General features: G+C 72.5%; 10 protein-coding genes. 5 read left to right on the top strand and 5 right to left on the bottom strand.

All coding sequences use genetic code 11. From position 1 onward, the window contains the following. Window positions 1-25: 25 nt before the first annotated feature. The gene (locus MXD61_RS23525) at window positions 26-838 is read right to left on the bottom strand and encodes a LamB/YcsF family protein (RefSeq protein ID WP_248815600.1); all 813 of its coding nucleotides are present in this window, start codon (window positions 836-838) and stop codon (window positions 26-28) included. Window positions 839-1,129: 291 nt separating this feature from the next. Here MXD61_RS23525 and MXD61_RS23520 point away from each other — a divergent pair, with 291 nt between their 5' ends. Further along, entirely contained in the window at window positions 1,130-1,672 is a 543-nt protein-coding gene (locus tag MXD61_RS23520) for a DsbA family protein (protein ID WP_248815599.1), read from the top strand. 37 nt (window positions 1,673-1,709) lie between these two features. On the opposite strand, the gene nhaA is transcribed toward MXD61_RS23520, so the two are convergent. The 3 genes from nhaA to MXD61_RS23505 all read right to left on the bottom strand — a co-directional run bounded on the left by nhaA (window position 1,710) and on the right by MXD61_RS23505 (window position 6,291). Then, a complete protein-coding gene (gene nhaA, locus MXD61_RS23515) occupies window positions 1,710-3,074 on the bottom strand; it encodes a Na+/H+ antiporter NhaA (protein ID WP_374629470.1) in 1,365 nt (454 codons plus the stop codon). 68 nt (window positions 3,075-3,142) lie between these two features. Beyond that, window positions 3,143-4,111, bottom strand: coding sequence for a prephenate dehydratase (locus tag MXD61_RS23510; protein WP_248815597.1), 969 nt, complete (start codon window positions 4,109-4,111; stop codon window positions 3,143-3,145). A 17-nt stretch (window positions 4,112-4,128) separates the two neighbouring features. Then, on the bottom strand, window positions 4,129-6,291 hold the full coding sequence (locus MXD61_RS23505) for an acetate--CoA ligase family protein (RefSeq protein ID WP_374629454.1): 2,163 nt from the start codon (window positions 6,289-6,291) through the stop codon (window positions 4,129-4,131). 370 nt (window positions 6,292-6,661) lie between these two features. Here MXD61_RS23505 and MXD61_RS23500 point away from each other — a divergent pair, with 370 nt between their 5' ends. The 4 genes from MXD61_RS23500 (at window position 6,662) to MXD61_RS23485 (ending at window position 17,819) form a co-directional block, all read left to right on the top strand. Next, window positions 6,662-10,744, top strand: a complete 4,083-nt coding sequence (locus MXD61_RS23500) for a TM0106 family RecB-like putative nuclease (protein WP_248815595.1) — start codon at window positions 6,662-6,664, stop codon at window positions 10,742-10,744. Between the two features lie 156 nt (window positions 10,745-10,900). Beyond that, window positions 10,901-11,800 (top strand): LuxR C-terminal-related transcriptional regulator, encoded by a 900-nt coding sequence (locus MXD61_RS23495; protein ID WP_248815594.1) that lies wholly within the window; start codon window positions 10,901-10,903, stop codon window positions 11,798-11,800. A gap of 1,368 nt (window positions 11,801-13,168) precedes the next feature. Further along, on the top strand, window positions 13,169-16,603 hold the full coding sequence (locus tag MXD61_RS23490; protein ID WP_248815593.1) for an MMPL family transporter: 3,435 nt from the start codon (window positions 13,169-13,171) through the stop codon (window positions 16,601-16,603). Between the two features lie 277 nt (window positions 16,604-16,880). Continuing rightward, complete coding sequence (locus MXD61_RS23485; protein ID WP_248815592.1) at window positions 16,881-17,819, top strand: N-acetylmuramoyl-L-alanine amidase; 939 nt, start codon at window positions 16,881-16,883, stop codon at window positions 17,817-17,819. A 39-nt stretch (window positions 17,820-17,858) separates the two neighbouring features. Here MXD61_RS23485 and MXD61_RS23480 read toward each other — a convergent pair whose 3' ends face one another. After that, window positions 17,859-18,608: a trans-aconitate 2-methyltransferase gene (locus MXD61_RS23480; RefSeq protein ID WP_248815591.1), complete on the bottom strand. Its 750-nt coding sequence runs from the start codon at window positions 18,606-18,608 to the stop codon at window positions 17,859-17,861. Between the last annotated feature and the right edge of the window lie 64 nt (window positions 18,609-18,672).

The raw sequence follows: 18,672 nt of genomic DNA, 5'->3' as shown, positions 1-18,672 counted from the left end.
TGTGGTTCGGGCAGGCGCGGCGCGGTCAGCAGAACGGCACCACGGTGACTCCGGCCTCGTGGAGCGCGGTGCGCAGGCGTCGGATGAGGTCGACGGCGCCGGGGGTGTCGCCGTGCACGCAGATCGACCTGGCCGCCACCCGTACCGGGACGCCGTGCGCGGAGTCCAGGGTGCCGGTCGTCGCGAGTCGCACCGTGCGGTGGATCACGGCTTCGGGGTCGTGCAGGACAGCACCGGGTTCGCGCCGGGAGACCAGGGTGCCGGCGTCGGTGTAGGCCCGGTCGGCGAACGCCTCGCCGACACAGGGCAGTCCGGCCGCCGCGGCCCGGCGTAGCAGCGCCGATCCGGGCAGGCCGAGCACGGGCAGACCCGGGTCGTATCCGTGGACCGCCTCGACGACCGCCGCGGCCTGCTCCTCGTCCGCCACCACCCGGTTGTAGAGCGCACCGTGTGGTTTGACGTAGCGCACCCGGTCGCCGGCGATGCGGGCGAACGCGTCCAGCGCGCCGAGCTGGTAGGTGAGGTCGTCACGCAGGTCGGTGGGGTCCATGTCGATGGCGCGGCGCCCGAAACCGGCCAGGTCGCGGTAGCTGACCTGCGCACCGATGCGCACCCCGTGTTCGACGGCCCGTTCGCACACCCGCCGCATCGTCGAAGGGTCCCCGGCATGGAAGCCGCAGGCCACGTTCGCGCTGGTGACCAGCGGGAGCAGCGCGTCGTCCTCGGTGAGTCGCCACACCCCGAACCCCTCGCCGAGATCGGCGTTGAGATCCCACACCGGCGTCGCGGCGTCCGAGGCGCCCGTGGTCGTGGCGGGGTCGCCGTCCTGGGAGCTCATACCACCGATTCTCCCTCACCCCGAGGGCCCGACGGCGGCCCGAGCCCGGAGGGTCCGCTACTGAGAGTCACAGATGGCTGGTAGCGGCGGTCACGGGAGCTGGTCGTGGCAGGGGCCGGGACGCGGGCGGGCGGCATAATCGCTGGTGTGAAGCTGGTTCCTGGACGTTCAGCCGGTACAGCCGGTACAGCCAGTGCATCCGGTAGAGCCGGGACGAACGGCGCAGGCGGTACGAACGGCCCGGCAGGGGGCGCCGCCGGTGCGGGCGGGTCGGGTGCGGTGGTCGTCGCGGTGGACACCGCGCCGTGTCGGCACGGGTACGGGCCGGCGGACGCGCCGATCCTGGTGGTGGAGTACGGGGACTTCGAGTGTCCGTACTGTGCGCAGGCGGCGCCGGTGCTGCGGGAGCTGGTGGACACCTCCGACGGGCAGGTTCGGCTGGTGTTCCGCCATTTTCCGGTGTATGACGTCCATCCGTACGCGCTGACGGCGGCGCTCGCGGCGGAGGCCGCCGGGGCCCAGGGGCAGTTCTGGGAGATGCACGACCGGCTGTTCGCCGGGCAGGACCGGCTGGCCGACAAGTTCCTGCGGGCCTACGCGGGTGCGCTCGGTGTGGACGGCGACCTGGTGATCGGCGACGCGGCCCAGCCCTACGGCGACGCGGTCGAGGCCGACTACGGCCTCGCCATCGAGCAGGGGGTGCGGGGAACGCCGAGTATCTTCCTGGGCGGCACGCCGTACCGGGGTCGGGCGGAGATCGCCCCGCTGCGTAAGGCGATGGCCCTGTCGCTGCGTCGCGCACCGTCAGGTCAGCGTCGGCGGCGTCGCGGGTAGGGGCGCCGGCCAGGACACGATGCGTCGAAGCCGCGGGCTACGTCGCACCTGAGGGCTGGGTCGAAGCCGGGGGTGGCAGTGGTGGGAGAAAAGGTGTCGGTGGGCGCCAGGGGCGTGGGGGCAGCGTCGGCACCGGCTCGTCGGTCAGCGGTGAGCACAGCGGCATCCGTTCGCCGAGTGTGCGCAACAGGATGGTGCCGAGCACGGCGGCGCTGAACGAACCGGCCAGGATGCCGATCTTCGCCTGGTCGCGCAGCTCGGTGTCGGTGAACGCGAGCTCGGTGATGAACAGCGAGATCGTGAAGCCGATCCCGGCCAGGGTGGCCGCGCCGACCAGATGGCCGTAGCGGACCTGCCCGGGCAGCTGGCCGAGGCCGGTGCGCATCGCCGCCAGGCTCGCCACGGTGATGCCGACCGCGTTGCCGAGCAGCAGTGCGAGCGTCACCCCCCAGGTCACCGGGGACGACGCCGCCGCCCGCAGGGTGTGCTCGTCCAGGTGCACCCCGGCGTTGGCCAGACCGAACAGGGGAACGACGACGAACGCGCTGAACGGATGCAGCACCCGTTGCAGCCGTTCGTTCGCCGACACGGTGGCCTTCGCCGCGATCACGGCGAGGCTCGCCCGGGCGGCGTTCGACTCCTCGGCCAGCGCCCGCACGTACACCGGCACCTGCGCCGCCTGGTCGGGTCGGGGCGGGACAGCGGGAATCAGCAGCCCGGTGATCACCCCGGCGAGGGTGGCGTGCACCCCGGAGGCGTGGATCGCACCCCAGAGCACGACGGCGACCAGCGCGTACGGCAGCAGCCGCCACACGCCGAGCCAGCGCAGTACCAGCATGACCAGCACCAGCCCACCGGCGAGGGCGAGCGCCCCGAACCGGACGTGCTCGGTGTAGAAGATCCCGACGACGGTGATGGCGCCGATGTCGTCCACGATGGCGAGGGTGAGCAGGAACAGTCGCAGCCGGTCCGGGCAGGCGGGTCCGAACAGCGCCAGGATGCCGATGACGAACGCGGTGTCGGTGGACATCGGGATGCCCCACCCGTGCGCCGCCGGCCCGGAGGGGTTGAACAGCAGGTAGATGACGGCGGGCAGGGTCAGCCCGCCGATCGCACCGAGAGCGGGGACGGCGGCGATGCGCCGGTCGCGCAGCTCACCGGCGGTGAACTCGCGGCTGATCTCCAGACCGACGACGGTGAAGAACAGCGCCATCGCCCCGTCGTTGACCCAGTGGTGCAGGCTCAGGGTGAGGTCGGCGTCGCCGAGACGCACCTGGGCGGTCGCCGTCCACAGTGCTTCGTACCCGTGTGACCAGGGCGAGTTCGCCCAGATCAGCGCGATGACGGCGGCGACCAGCAGCAGCACCGCGCCACCGGCCTCGGTGGCGAGGAACTCCCGCATGGACGGCGCGACCTGCGGCAGTCGGATGCGCAGTGCCGGCCCGGGCCGAGGCGGCGCGGTCGGCGCGGTCACCGGGACGCGGCGGGGCGGTCCAGAGCGGGACGGTCCACGGCGAGGCGGTCCACGGCGGGACGGTTCGCGGCGTACGGAGCGACCTCGGGCGCGGCGGCCATGGCCACCGGGGCGGGCTCGAGGCGCTGACGCTCGCGGTAACGGCTGGCCCGGTAGACGCCGAGGATGCGGTGGTCGGCGTAGAACGACAGTTCCTCGAAGGCCTGCGCGACCGCGGGGTCCTCCGGGCTGCCCTCGATGTCGGCGAGGAACTGGGTGGCGACGAAGTGGCCGCCCACCATGTAGCTCTCCAGCTTCGTCATGTTGACGCCGCCGGTGGCGAACCCGCCGAGCGCCTTGTAGAGCGCGGACGGCCGGTTGTGCACCTTGAACACGAACGTCGTGACCAGCGGGCCGATACCGGCGGCGGCGCGCAGGTTCTCGGTCGACAGGATGAGGAAGCGGGTGGTGTTGTGCGCCTCGTCCTCGAGGTCGGCGCGCAGGACCTCGAGGCCGTACGCCTCGGCGGCCAGCCGGGAGGCGATCGCGGCCCGGCTCGGGTCGCCCGCCTCGGCGATCTCGCGGGCGGCACCGGCGGTGTCACCGGCGGTGACAGCGACCAGCCCCAGCGCGCGCAGCCCCGCCCGGCACTGCGCGAGGGCCTGCGGGTGACTGTGCACGGTCTTGATGTCGTCCAGGGTGGCGCCGACGAGACCGAGCAGCTGGTGGCGGATCGGCAGGAAGTACTCGCCGATGATGTGCACGGTGGGGCGCGGCAGCAGCAGGTGGATGTCGGCGACCCGGCCGGCGGTGGAGTTCTCCACCGGGATCATCGCGAGGTCCACCGCCTGCTCCTCGAGCGCGGAGAAGCACTCGTCGAAGGTCGGGTAGGGAACCGCGTCGAAGTCGGGGTACACGTCCCGGCAGGCGATGTGGGAGTTCGCGCCCCGCTCACCCTGGAACGCGATCCGCTGGCGTGCCGTCATACTACGAACGTACCGGGCTAGCCGGCCGCGCTGTCACCCGCCGCCGCTGTCGCCGGTGCTGTTACCGCTGTCGCTGGCGGTGGCGCGTCCACTGGTGGGGCGAGGCGGATGCCGGCGTGGAGCAGCACCACGCCACGTCGGCCCACGAGTACCGGGTCGAGCAGGATCTCGGTGATCCGCGGGACGTCGTCGGCGAGCCGGGCGACCCGGTGCAGCAGGTCGGCGAGGGCGTCGGTGTCGGCGGCGGGCGCGCCGGAGCCGCCGAGCAGCAGCACGCTGCCGCGCACGGCGGCGATGAGCTCGGCGGCATCGGCGTCGGTCAGCGGCAGGGTGCGGGCGACGGGGTCGGTGAGCAGGTCGGCCACGGCGCCACCGAGGCGCAGCGACACCAGCGGGCCGACGTTGGGATCGTGGTGCATCCGCACGACGGTGGACACGCCGCCCGGTGCCATCGGTTGGACGAGCATGTCGCCGGGGCCGACCGCGGCGCGCACGGCCTGCCAGGCGGCGGTGAGTTCGGCGGGGTCACCCACCCCGAGCTGCACGGCGCCGACGTCCAGGCGGCTGCGGAACCGCTCCTCGGCGATCTTGATGGCGACCGGCCAGCCGACCCGGTGCGCGGCGGCGAGCGCCGAGTCGGCGTCGGCGACCCGGGTGCTGGGCCAGAGCCGCAGGCCGACGTCGGCGAGCAGGCTGTGCACCACCGGCTCCGGGAGCCACGCGTCGTCGACCACGGCGTGCCCGGTCACGGCGCGGGCGGTCACGGCGCGGGCGTGCGCGGTGTCGATGCCGGACAGCGACGGGACCTGGCCCTGCGCCCGGGCCCGCCAGGCGGCGTGATCGGCGGCGCGGGAGAGTGCCAGCGCCGCGGACTCCGGCGACGAGTAGGACGGCACCGAGCCGCGTCCGGGTGAACCCACCGCGTCGGGAACGGCCAGGGGCGCCGGCATGCCGTCCTGACCCAGGTAGGAGGCCAGCACCGGCAGTCCATGATCGCGGGAGGCGGTCAGCACGGCCGCGCCGAGCCGGTCGACCTGGGCATGCGGGGTGACCAGGGTGAGCAGCGCGTCGACCTCGCCGCTGCCGGCCACCAGGCGCAGCGCCGCGTCGAACCGGTCGGGGTCGGCGAGCGGGCCGAGGTCGACGGGATTGTCGGCGCCGTCATGGCCGACGATCCGCGCGAGCGCCGCGCGGGTCGTCGCGGACAGGCCAGGCACCGCCAGCGAGTAGCTGTGGCAGGCGTCGGTGGCCAGCGCCGCCAACGCGCTGGACGTACCCACCACGCCGACCCGCCGCCCGGCCGGCAGCGGCTGATGGGCCAGCAGCGCCGCGGTGTCGAACAGCTGGTTGAGGGTGTCGACCCGGATCACCCCGGTGCCGGCGAACAGCGCGTCGGCGGCACCGCCCGAGGAGTCCTGGCCGCTTTTGAGCGCCACCACCGGCTTGGTCCGCCCGAGCCGGCGGGTGATCCGGGCGAACCGGCGCGGGTTACCGAAGTTCTGCAGGTGCAGCAGGACGAGCTCGGTACGTGGGTCGGTCTGCCAGTACTCGAGCAGGTCGTTGGTCGAGACGTCCGACCGGTCGCCGGCGGAGACGAAGGTGGAGAACCCGATCGCCCGGCGTGCCGCGTCGGTGAGGAAGGTGCCGGCCAGCGCGCCGGACTGGGTGAAGGCGCCGACCCGCCCCGGCGGGGGGTTACCCACGGCGAACGTCGCGTGCAGACGCGAGGTGGACGCGGTGTTGATGACACCCATCGCGTTCGGGCCGAGCAGACGGATGCCGGCGTCACGGGCGATCTGACACACCTCGGCCAGCAGCACCTGCCCCGCGGGGCCGCCGTCGGCGAAACCGGAGGAGACCACGATCACCGACCGCACCCCCCGCGCGGCACAGGTGCGCAGGACCGCCGCGACCCGCGGCGCCGGCACCGCGATCACGACCAGATCGACCCGTTCGGGTACATCGGCGAGATCCTGGTAGGCGTACACGGACGCGACGTGACTCGCCGCGGCGTTGACCGGATAGACGGTGCCGGTGAAGCCGCTGGCCACCAGGCGACGGAACACTTCGTGACCAACCGTGCCCGGCTCGCGGCTCGCCCCGACGACGGCGACGACCCGCGGATGCAGCAGGCGATCGATGCTGCGCACGCCGTGCCTCCCGTAGACCTTTGTGTTCATCGTAATACCGAACGGTCTCCGCGCGTTACGCACCGATTCGGGTAAACCTGGTCGCAATGTCACATCAAGTCGCAATGTCATGTCGCACGCGGGGGGCTCGGAAGTGGGTTGTGGCGAGAGCCACACACAGTTCTTTCTGCCGCCCGCGCGGTTCGCCCGGGCAGGAACACCCGATAGAAGTGGCCCGATGGGAGGATGTCGCCGTGTCACATCATGACCGCGGATCCTGGCCCGAAGGTGCCGGTCGCTCCGGCCGTCTCCCCGCGCCCTGGCCCGGACGGACCCCCGGCGTGGCCGATGGCTGACCGGTGACAGTCTCTAGCCCGGGTCGCGCCTGGCGGCCCGCGCGGGAGCGGACGGGGAGGGTGCGGTGTACAGGCTCGACGGCCGTTGGATCATCTCCGCGGGTGACCTCGTGGACGTCGTCGAATGCGGACACCGCACGGAGCTCACCCAGGCGATGGCGGACGGCCGCCTGACCGCCGAGGCCGACCAGGCCACCCCGGGGGGCTCCGGGGTGGCCCCGGACGGCGGGACCGGCCCGGACGCCGGGGTGGTGCGGCTGAGCCCACCCGATCGCACCGCGGTGCGCCACGGGGAGGCGCACGAACGGCGATGGCTTGGTCATCTGCGCCGGACGTTCGGCGTGGACGCGGTGGTGGAGATCCCCCGGCCGGTACCGACGGCGGAGGGCCTGGCCACCGCCCTCACCCGGACCCGTGCGGCGCTTGCCCGCGGCGTCCCGGTCGTCTACCAGGGGGTTCTGTTCGACGGGAGCTTCCAGGGCCGCCCCGACTTCCTGATCGCCGCGCATCTGGACCCGTCCACCGGGGCGAGTCGTGGTCCGGCCGAGCCCGGCCGCTACGAGCCGGTCGACGCCAAGCTCGCCCGCGCGGCCACGCCCGCCGCGGTGCTGCAGCTCGCCGCGTACGCGCTCGCGCTGCCCTCGGTCGGCGTCCCCGTCCCGCACCTGATGCACCTCGTCCATCCAGGCAGCCGAGTCCATCCAGGCAGCCGAGTCCATCCAGGCAGCCGAGTCCATCCAGGCAGCCGACCGGACGTGGCGGCGGGGCTGGTGCGATCGTTGCGGGTGGATGACTTCGCGCCGCTGGTGACGCACGCGCGGGCCCGGCTGACGGCGCGGCTGGACCGGCCGGCGCGGGTGCCCGCGCCAAGCTGGGCGCAGGCCCGGCCGCAGTGCGCGAGCTGCGCCTTCAACGGGCACTGCGCCACCGGCCGGGCACAGGCCCGCGATCTGTCCCTGGTCGCGGGCCTGCGCGGGCAGCAGCGGCAGGCGTTGCGCGGTGTGGGGATCACCACCGTCGAGGAGCTGGCGGTCGCCGCCGACGAGCGGCGTCCCGCGGAGATCTCCACGACCACGTTCGCCGGGCTGCGGCTGCAGGCGGAGTTGCAGTCCGCCCAGGACGCGTCGCGCAGCACGGAGGATCCACTCGGCACGGTGAGCGTGCGGATGGTCGACGTCGCGGGTCTCGCGATGCTGCCGGCGCCGGACCCGGGCGACATCTACTTCGATATGGAAGGTGATCCGTACGCGTTGGAGGCATCCGGCCTGGAGTACCTCTTCGGAGCCGTGACCCTCACCCATCCCCCGAACGAGTCCGCCCACCCGGACGGCGTGCGAAGGCCGGACGGGACGCGGCAGCCGCACGAGTCCGCCCACCCGGACGGGACGGACCAGGTGGGGGAGGAGTTCCGGACGTTCTGGGCGCACGACCGCGCCGGCGAACGGCGCGCGCTGGAGGAGTTCGTCGACTGGACGACGGCCCGGTTGCGGGATCATCCGCGCGCCCACATCTACCACTACGCGCCGTACGAACCGAACGCGCTGCGCCGCCTGGCCGCCCGCCACGGCACCCGGGAACACCAGGTCGACGAGCTGCTGCGGGCCCATCGCCTGGTCGACCTGCACACGGTGGTCCGGCGCAGCCTGCGGGTGTCGCAACCGTCCTACTCGATCAAGTACCTGGAGCCGCTGTTCTACCCGGGGGCGCGCACGGCGGCGGTCACCACCGCGGCGGACAGCATCGTCGCGTACGAGTCGGTCCTGGCGCACCGGGCCGCGGGCGAGAACGCGCAGGCCGAGCGGCTGCTCGCCGAGATCGCGGACTACAACCGGGTGGACTGTGTCTCCACCCACCGGCTGCACCGCTGGTTGTTGGCGCGGCGACAGGCCGCGGGGGTGCCCGCCCACCAGGACGAGTCCGCCGCCGAACGCGCCGCGACCGCTCCCGCGGCGGTGGACGACGCCGACACGCAGCTGCCGGGGCAGGCCACCCTCGACGGTGAGGCCGAGGCCGAGGCCGTGGTGAACGCCCTGCTCGCGGGCCTGTCGGTGGACCAGGCGAGGTGGTCGGACGACGAACGGGCCCGGGCCCTGCTGGCCGCCGCCGTCGGCTACCACCGGCGGGAGAACAAGCCGGCCTGGTGGACGTACTTCGCCGCGTTGGCGGCCGACCGGGAGACCCTGGAGTCCGCCGATGACTGCAGTGTGCCGACCGGCTGGCAGGTCGACGCGGACTGGGATGAGCCGTCCGGGCGGCGCAGCAGGGCCCGCCGCGAGCTGCGCGCCCGGATCGACCCGCGCCGCCCGCACCCGTTCGAGCGGGGGGACAAGGTCCGTCTGCTCTACCCGGGGCCACCCGGTGCGCTGGGCGTGACCAGCGGTGCGACCGTGGAACTGGCCGCGCCGAACGAACTGGTCCTGCTCGAGAGCGCACCCCCCGATCGGACCACCCGGGCGATGCCGCTGGCGGTGCTACCCGGTGATCCGGTGTCACCCAGGCCCAAACCCGCGGCCATCCGTCTGCTGGCCGAGCGGGTCGCGGCGACCCTGCCCGCGCTGCCCGCCGAGGCCGGCCTCGACCTGCTGCGCCGGGTGCCGCCCCGCCGCCGTGGACGCGGCGGACCGCTGCCGGACGCCGCCGCCCACGGCGACGACCAGGTGGCGGCGGTGCTCGCCGCGGTCAGCACCCTCGACCGGTCCTATCTGGCCGTCCAGGGCCCGCCTGGGGCCGGCAAGACCTACCTGGCCGGGCGTCTCATCCGTGATCTCGTCGCGCGGGGCGCGTCGGTGGGCATCTGCTCGACCAGCCACAAGGCCATCGAGAACGCCATGCTCGCCGCCCTCGAGGACGCCGGGCCGGTGCCCGGCACCCGGCTGCCGGCGGCCAAGAAGGCGAAACGATCCGCCTCGCAGCGCCCGGACACACCGCCGTGGGACGTGCCGCGGGACCTCAAGGCACTGGTGGCCTGGCGGCGGGAGCACCCGCGGGGCCATCTCGTCGGCGACACGGCCTGGGCGTTCGCCAATCCGCAGCTGGCGGCCGAGCCGTTCGACGTGCTGATCATCGACGAGGCCGGCCAGTTCGCGCTGGCCGACACCCTCGCGGTCGCCGGGGCGGCACGCAACCTGGTGCTGCTCGGCGACCCGCAGCAGTTGCCGCAGGTGGTGGCGGGTATCCACCCCGACGGGGCGGACGCCTCCGCGCTGTCGCATCTGCTTGGCCGCGACGACGGCGGGCCTGGCCAGCTCGGGGAGAACGAGATCCTGCCCCCGGAGTTCGGCTACTTCCTCGACCGTACCCGGCGGCTGCACCCCGCGGTCTGCGCGCCGGTGTCGGCGTTGGCCTACAACGGACGGTTGCACGCCCATCCGGTGGCTGCCGGACGGGCGGTGGAGGGGGTCGCCCCCGGTCTGCACCTGGTCGACGTCGCCCATGAGGGGGCCACCACACGCTGCGACGCCGAGGCCGACGCGGTCTGCGTACGAGTGGCCGACCTGGTCGGACGCACCTTCGTCGACGGTGCGCACCGGCGCCCACTGGCACCGGCGGACGTCCTGGTCGTCGCCCCGTACAACCGGCAGGTCCGGGCGATCGGACAGGCGCTGCGCGCCGCCGGACTCACCGGGGTGCGGGTCGGCACCGTCGACCGCTTCCAGGGCCAGGAGGCCCCGGTCGTGATCACCTCCCTGACCACGTCCAGCGCCGCCGAGGCACCACGTGGGCTGGACTTCCTGCTCTCCCGCAACCGGCTCAACGTGGCGCTGTCGCGGGCCCAGGTGCTCGCGGTGCTGGTGATGTCGCCGGCGCTGCTGGACAGCGCGCCGCGCAGCATCGCTGAGCTGCGGCTGCTCGCGGGGCTCGCGCGTCTGCGCGCGATGGCGATCAGCGACGCGTCCCCGTCGGTCCCACCGGTCGAACACCGTGCTGACCCGTGGATCGAACCCCCGGCTGTGCCTGCGCCCCCGGCGCTGTGCGAGCCTGACCCCGAACAGCGACCGCGACCGCTCGCGTCCCCACCGCTCGCGTCAGCGCGGCGGCAGACGCCGCCGGTGTCGGGGGCGCGGCCGAAGCAGGAGACGCTGCCGGGGCTGGAGCTGGAGTCGGAATCGGGGCCGGAGCCCTCGGGTCGCTCCGCAGGGGTCCGATGATGATCCCGATGCCTGGTTGAGTAGCCTGTTACGCGCTCGATGGCAACCCCCCTCGCACGAATTTTGCCGGCATGCCGTTTGTGCACTTATCTGTGCTTAACGTAAAACGGGTGCTACGATTCGCTCGATCTAACCAAGTCGGGGAAGGGGACGCTCGTGACAGTGGACGTGTCGGCCCCAAGTCGCGTGCAGACGGTACTGCCGCGGGCACTCGCCCGGCTGCGCGCTTCATCGGGAGCCCATCTCACATTCGGTGGAATAGTTGCACCGCATTCCGGCCGATTGACCGTCACCAACGTGGACGGGCCAGCACCGAGCGGTCTGCTCGGTGTCTCCGTCCCACCGGGTACGGGAATCGGCGGTCAGGTGGTGCGACACAGTCGCCCGGTCGTCATCAACGACCCGGCGGCGACGAGAAGGGTTCTTCGCTCGACTGCCGTTCCGTTCGAGGGCAGTGAGTTCGGAGCAATTCTCGCGGTTCCGGTCAGCATGGGGGGCGCGGTTGTGGCCGTGCTCTATGGAGCCATGCGGACAGAGGTTCCGTTCACCGAGGCCGCCGTTCGTGCGGCCATTGCGACGGCTCGTCTGATGGAACGTGAGCTGGGTGTAGCTGCCACACACGGGGATGCGATGGCGCAGGCGATGCCACCAGGGCGTCGTCCGCTCACCGCCGCACGCCCGGTGGGCGCGGTACCGCTGCCGCGCTCACCCGGTCAGCCGCAGGAAAGTCTGCGCCTGGCCTATCGGGAGCTACAGGAGGTCACCGAGCACGTGGCCGACCCGCTGCTTCGGGGTCGGATCGGCGGCGTCTCGGAGCTGCTGCGTGGCCTGCTCGATCAGGACACGAAGGTCGGCGGTCGACTCGCACTCACTCCGCGTGAGCTCGAGGTGTTGTCACAGGTGGCACTCGGCCTGTCCAACGTCGAGACCGCCCGGCGGCTGACGGTCTCACCGGAGACGGTGAAGGCCTATCTCCGCAGCATCATGCGCAAGCTGGGTGTTCGCAACCGCACGGCCGCCGTGCACGCCGCGCGCCAGCTGGGCATGCTGCCCTGACAGCGGCTTGGCCGCTGCTGGGCGGGCCAGCCGTGACAGGCTGATCTGCCAGACCGGCCGTCACCAGCCGTGATCGATGGGTTGATCAACGGATTGGTGGAGAGCGGACACAACGGTGTGGAGCCGGCGGGGCGCGCCCCGCGCATTCGGGTGCCGGACCAAAGCTGTTCCGACATCCGAACGCGCGGGTTCGAGTCACGCCGGCCACCCGCCTCCGTACAACTCCCAGTCCGGTACGTGACCCAGTCCGGTACGTGACCCAACCCGGTACCTGACCCAGGACGTACGTGACCCAGCCCGGTTCCGTGCCCGCTGTTACGCACGGTGTCCGTTCCAGGCTGGTGTCCCTCTCGCTACCAGGCCCGCCGCTCGGATGACCTCGGTGTCCGTGCCGCCGCGGGCCGACCGGCCCGCCGTGGTGCCCGCCGTCCGGCTCAGCTGGCCCGGTCGCGACGATGACTGTGGCCCGTCGATGGCGGCGTCGGGCGGCACACGGTGACCCGCGGACGCGCGGGAGATCAGTGAAGTGCCGGGGGTACCGCACGGCCAGGGCCGTTACGCCCCCGGCGTGGACAAGCACGGGGCCGGTGCGACCCGCTCCGCCGCACCGACCCCGCTGTCCTCCCCACGCCGCGGCGCGCATTCGCCGGCGGCGCGGGGACGTCCCGTTCGTCGGCGGGAACCGATGAAGTTCCTGCGCCGACGCTGTTCCGGAAGTTCCTGCGGGGTTTCCGGAAGGATTCGACCGGGCCATGAGCCGGATTACAGTCGAGACTTTCGACATCTGGCCCGGGTAGGAACCGGCCCGACCAGGACCGTGCTTTTCGCCCGGTGGTCAACCGGTCAGGTGAACCGCCGCTCGGAGGTCGGTTGTACCGTAACGCCGGCCACATCCCGGGCGGAACGCGCGTCAGTGTCGCCGATCATGTGCGACCGGACCGCGCGGTGCACGGGTACCGAGCATTGCCGTACCACCTTCGAGATTGCCCCGCCGGTATTACCTCCCGCCAGTGATACGCCGGTCGGCCTGAGCTCCCTCGGCCGTCCTCCCTGTTGCCGGGGGATTTCCGGACACTGATTGCCCCGGGTCGGCGGACCCCACCTGTTACCTCCCTCAAACGGGGGTATTTCAGGTTCGGGCTGGTCGTGCGGGTCTAGCGTCGAAATGCGACCCGGGATGTTTCATGTCGCGCCGCGCTGCTCGTCGGCGCAGCGATCGGCGACGGTGTCTGAACCGCACCGCCCACGAGGACATCCACGGAGGCGGGGCTGCTCGAAGGGAGCGTCATGCCGTTGTTCGCCGATTCCGCGTCGCAGCGCGAACCCCGAGCCGATCGAGAGACCATCGATCGGGAGGCGTCCGCGCCGGTGACGCGTTCGCCTGTCGCGGACGGCATGGCGCCGGACCACGCGTCCATCCACACCGAGCCCCTCGTCATCCCCGAACCGTCCGGACGGGCACAGCCGTCCGGACGGGCACAGCCGTCCGGACGGGCACAGCAGCCGGGGCGGATCGAGGCGTCCGGGGTGACGGGACGGACCGTGCCGGTCAGGCGACTGGGCCAGACCGGGCGTGGCGGGCGGATGGGACGGGCGGCCCGAGGCGGCCACACCTCCCCGGAACGGGTCATGGCGACCATGGCCACGATGGCGGGTGTGCCGGTCCGGCGGCGCTCCATGTTCACGATGGCGGCGGACATCGCGGTCCTGCACCGTGGTCGGCTGCTGGCCGCCGCCTGCCTGCTGGTCGTGGTGCTGCTGCCGTGGAACGCCGGCGTCTACCACCAGTTGGCCACCGGCGGTTTCTACGCGAAGTCCGACCCGTCCACCCGTGCCGAGCAGTTGCTGGACGAGGAGTTCCCGGACGCGCCGCCGAACATCGGCGTCCTGGTCACCGCCGAGGAGGGCATCGACGGGCCGACCCCGAACCATCTCGGCCGGGAGCTCACCGGGCAGATCGCCGCCGAGCAGGACGTCACCTCGGTCGCCTCCTACTGGCCGGGCAACGGGATCTCCGGTAATCCACTGCTGCGCTCCAGGGCCGGCCGGTCGGCGCTGATCGTGTTCCGCCTCACCGGCACCGAGGACCACATCCAGGATCGCCTCGAGGCGCTGCACAAGCGGTACGCGCACATCGGCCCCGGTGTCCAGGTGCGGTTCGGGGGTGCCCCCGCCGTCATGCGTGATGTCACCGAGCACAGCCGGGCCGACCTTGAGCGCGGCGAACTGTCGGCGGCGCCGCTGGTGTTCCTGGTGCTGCTCTACGCGTTCGGGACGGTCGCGGCGGCGCTGCTGCCGGTGCTCGTCGGCGTGGTCGCGGTGGTGTCCAGTCTTGCCCTGCTGCGGCTGGCGGGGACGGTCACCGACATCTCGGTGTTCTCGGTGAACCTGACGACGGCACTGGGCTTCGGGCTCGCCGTCGACTACAGCCTGTTCATCCTGAGACGGTTTCGAGAGGAACAGGCCAGAGGTCTGTTCCCCGGCGCGGCGCTGCGGCGCACCCTGGAGACCGCCGGACGCACGGTGTTCTTCTCCGGGATGACGGTGGCGCTGTCGCTGACCGCCGCGCTCGCCTTCCCGCTGGACTACCTGCGTTCGTTCGCCTTCGCCGGTGGCATCGTCGTCATCACCTCCGAGGTCGCGGCGCTGCTGGTGCTGCCGGCCGCGTTGATGGTGCTCGGCGACCGGCTCGACCGCGGCGACATCCGCGCGATGATCGCCGGCTCCGGCTTCGCCAGGCGGCGCCGGGCCCGCCGCCTGGCCCGAGCGCAGGCCCAGGTCCAGGGCCGGCACGCCAGCGGGTCGGCGGAGCTGTCCGGGGCCGGCCGTGGCTGGACGGCGCTGGCCCGGCGGGTGCTGGCCCGACCGGTGGTCTTCGGTGGGGCGGCGGTGCTGATCCTGTTGCTGTGCGCGCTGCCGTTGCGTGGTCTGAACCTGTCCCTCGCCGACGACACGGTGCTGCCCGCGGCCTCCGAATCCCATGTCGTCAACGACGCGATGCGCACCGAGTTCGTGGCCTGCCTGCCCTGTCAGATCCCGGTCGTCGTGCCCGGGCTGGACGCCCGCGACCCGGCCAACGCGGCGAAGCTCTCCGACTACGCCCGGCGGCTGTCCACCCTGCCCGGTGTCGCCCGGATCGACACCGTCACCGGCGCGTTCATGCAGGGCAAGATGGTCACGGCCGCGGCGCCCACCGCCCAGGTGGGCTATGTCGGCATCCACGGTGGCGCGTGGCTGTCGGTGTGGCAGACCGACACGTCCCCGGTCTCCGACGGGGCCCGGGCGCTCGTGCGCGCGATCCAGGCGACACCCGCCCCCTTCGCGATCCTGATGGGTGGCCTCGCGCCGCATTTCCTCGACACCTCGCGCACGATCCTGCGCAGCCTGCCCGCCGCGTTCGCCATCGTGATGGTCGCGACGTTCGTCCTGCTGTTCCTGTTCACCGGCAGCCTGCTGCTCCCGATCAAGGCGATGCTGCTCAACACGCTGAACCTGGCGGCCACCATCGGACTGCTGACGTTCATCTTCCAGGACGGCCATCTGCGCTGGCTGGTCGGTGACTTCCAGGTGTCCGGGTCGTTGGAGATGACCAGTCCGGTACTCATGTTCTTCATCGCGTTCGGGCTGAGCATGGATTACGAGATCTTCCTGCTCGCCCGCATCCGGGAGGAGTACCAGCGCACCGACGACAACACCGAGGCCGTCGCCGTCGGCCTCGGTGCCACCGGCCCACTGATCACCAGCGTCGCGCTGGCCCTGGTCGTGGTGATGGTGGCCCTGTCCACCTCGCACATCAGCATGATCAAACTGGTCGGGGTGGGCCTCACCATCGCCATCACCCTGGACGTGACCGTCGTGCGCGCGATCCTGGTGCCGGCGTTCATGGCCCTGGCCGGCAGGTACAACTGGTGGGCCCCCGCCCCCCTGCGCCGCCTGCACGACCGCTTCGGCCTGCGTGAGAACGCCGACGAGCCCCGCGGACGCCCCTACGACACCCCCGCGCCGACGTCCGGCCCCCACGGAGCCTCCTTCGCCTTCGGGATGCCCGGCGCCTCCGTACCCGCCGGCCCGCCCGGCCTCGCCGCCCCGCGCCCCGTCGGCGGCCGCGTCCGCGGCGAGGCGCGCCGCCGGGCCCCCTACGGCCTGCCCGCGGACACCGTCCGCCGCCGCAGCCACACCGAGGACGGGCCCACCCACCCGGCCGAGGCGGCATCCTTGGCCGGGCCGGTCGCGCTTCCCGCGCTGCCCGCTGGTCGAGTGACGTCCGCCCTTCCCGTGGCGTCCGCTGGTCTTGCGATCTCGGCTGGTCCCACGACCGCGGCGGGTATCACGACCTCAGCGGGTATCACTGTCGGTGACGGGTCTCAGGTTGGTGCGCCCGGTGTCGGGTCAGCCACCGGAATCGGTCGGGCTCCCGGCGGAGTCCGTGGCCACAACGAGGTCGGGACGACCGACGCCGGACGTTGGCCGCGCGGCGATTCCGCCGTTGGCCGCTATGTGGTGGTGGGCGATCCCAGGGCGGGTGGTCGCCGGGAGCGCGGCGGTACCCGACCGACGATGGAGATCAGCTACCGGCGACGTCGCCGGCAGCCACCGATGGGCGGTCCGTCCACTCGGGACGGCTCCCTGACCTGGCATTTTCACCCGCGTCCAGACGGCGATGGCGAAGCCACGCCACCTCCGGCGATCGCCGGTGCCCGAGGTTTCATCTTCGAGCGGTCCGCCGCCCCCGGCCACCCTGGTGCCCCCGCGTCGCCCGGCACCGACCCCCGCCTGATCATCGAGGCGGACTCGTACAGCTAGCCCGCCGTCCACGAAGGTCTCCGGCCGCGGTGCGGCGGCCGCGAGCACACGACTGTCGCTCAGGCCGCGTGTGGAGAGGACATCCGCCGCGGGCCCGGACATGCCCCGGCAAGAGAATGCCCGGACAGGGCTGTCACGGAAAGTCACCATGGTCGACGGGCGGCGCCGCGCAAAGGTGTGACGTGCGAAGGCATGGCTGCCGAGTGTCGTCGCCGAAAGCGAGCGACTCGGTGACGTAGCGTGCCCACTTTCCATCCTGTGGCTCGGAGGATGCATCGTGGCTGATCTGTCCATCAGTTCGAACCGGTCTGGGTTGAGTCGCCGGGCCGCACTACGTCTCGCCGGTGCCGGAACCGGTGGGATGCTCGCCGCCACGTTCGGCCTGGTGCCCACCCGGGCCGAGGCGGCCGGGGTGGGGGCGGCCGGGGCCGGGGCGGTGGTGGCTGGAGCGGCGGTGGTGCCCTCCGGGGTGGCAGGGGTGCGCTACGTCCCACGGGCCGGCTGGGGCGCCGATGAATCGTGGCGGATCAACCGGCGTACGGGCCAGCCGTGGCCGGTGGAGTTCGCACCCGGACAGGTGATCACCGTTCATCACACGGCTATCGCGGTGAACGACGCCGACCCGGCCGCGTCGGTGCGGGCCATCTACCGCGGGCACACGAAGGACCGGGGCTGGGCCGACATCGGGTACCACCTGCTCATCGACAACGCCGGTGCCGTCTACGAGGGGCGCAGGTCGGGAGCCGACACCGTCCCGGTCTACGAAGCCGATGGTCGGGCGGTCACCGGCGCGCATGTGCAGGGGAACAACGCCGGGAACATCGGGGTGGCGTTGATGGGTGACCTGCGTACGCGTCCGCCGACGCCGCAGGCGCGGCGGTCGCTCGCGCTGGTGCTGCTCGCGCTCGCCGGCAGGCATCAGCTTGACCCGACCGGTATGGCCACCTACATCAACCCGACCAGCGGCGCGCGTCGGCAGATCCCGACGATCAGTGGGCATCGGGACTGGATGGGGACGGCCTGCCCCGGTGACGCCCTGTTCGCCCTGCTTCCCGGCCTGCGCCGGGATGTCGCCGTCGCTCTCGGTCGTCCGCTGCCCCCGCTGCCACCTCCATCGACGGTGCCACCGCGACCTCTGGTGCCACCGCAACCCCTGGTGCCACCGCGATCGCCGGTGGCACCAGGGGCGCAGAGCCTCCTTGCCGCGGCACCCTGATCACTTCCCGCACCTGAGTTCCGCGGCGGGGTGTGCGGCTCAGGCGCGCCAGCCGGCGTAGACGGCGAACCGGCCGTCGCGTACCACGCAGTCGACCGGGGCGAAGCCGGCGTCGGCGAGCCAGGTGAGCTGGTCGGCCAGCGGAGCGCACCGGTCGAAGGCCATCCGGCCCAGGGCCGCCTGCCATTCGGCGTCGTCCGAGCCGGCGGCCCGGGCGAACCGCTCATGGCGGCCTTCGTACAACCGGGTGAGCGCCGGCACCGGGCCGTCGACCTGCTCGAGGTTGACGAACAGCCCGCCCGGACGCAGCACCTGGGCGATCCGCCGGAACAGGTCGACTTTGCCGCCGTCGTCGAGGTGGTGGATGGCCAGGGCTGACACGACCGCGTCGAACGGACCGGCCGGCAGGGCGCCGGTGAGGTCGCCCGCCGTCACTCCCACGACGCGGTCGGCCGCCAGCCGGGCCTTCGCCCTGGCCAGCATCGGCGCGGCACCGTCGAACAGGTGCAGCCGGGCGGTGGGTGCGGCCTCGAGGACAGCGGCGGCCAGCAGCCCGGTGCCGCAGCCGAGATCGAGCACCACGGGGCCGGGCGCCTCGCGTTCCGCGCCGTCGGCCTGGTCCGGGATCTGGCCGACGGCGGTGGCCCGGACCTCGTCGGCGTGGGCGACCAGCTCGCCGACTGTGCCGTAGAGCAGGTCGAAGGACGGGACGAGCCGACGGCGCTGCGCGTCGTAGGTCGAAGGATCCCAGATCTGTGTCTCAGAATATGAGATTGACGTCTCACTCATTGGACAAGTATAGGCCGCGCGACGCCGCGCCTCGATCGAATGACCGACGAGGACGGATGTCGCG

Source organism: Frankia sp. AgPm24 (assembly GCF_023243055.1).
Classification (GTDB): domain Bacteria; phylum Actinomycetota; class Actinomycetes; order Frankiales; family Frankiaceae; genus Frankia; species Frankia umida.
Note: the sequence above shows the minus strand (reverse complement) of the source record. Positions and strands in the feature narration are given on the sequence as shown.

Bases quoted from the DNA above. Each gene is read 5' to 3' on its own strand.
- MXD61_RS23525 (WP_248815600.1), bottom strand. From the start codon at position 838: ATGAGCTCCCAGGACGGCGACCCCGCCACGACCACGGGCGCCTCGGAC.
- nhaA (WP_374629470.1), bottom strand. From the start codon at position 3,074: ATGCGGGAGTTCCTCGCCACCGAGGCCGGTGGCGCGGTGCTGCTGCTG.
- MXD61_RS23510 (WP_248815597.1), bottom strand. From the start codon at position 4,111: ATGACGGCACGCCAGCGGATCGCGTTCCAGGGTGAGCGGGGCGCGAAC.
- MXD61_RS23505 (WP_374629454.1), bottom strand. From the start codon at position 6,291: ATGAACACAAAGGTCTACGGGAGGCACGGCGTGCGCAGCATCGATCGC.
- MXD61_RS23480 (WP_248815591.1), bottom strand. From the start codon at position 18,608: ATGAGTGAGACGTCAATCTCATATTCTGAGACACAGATCTGGGATCCT.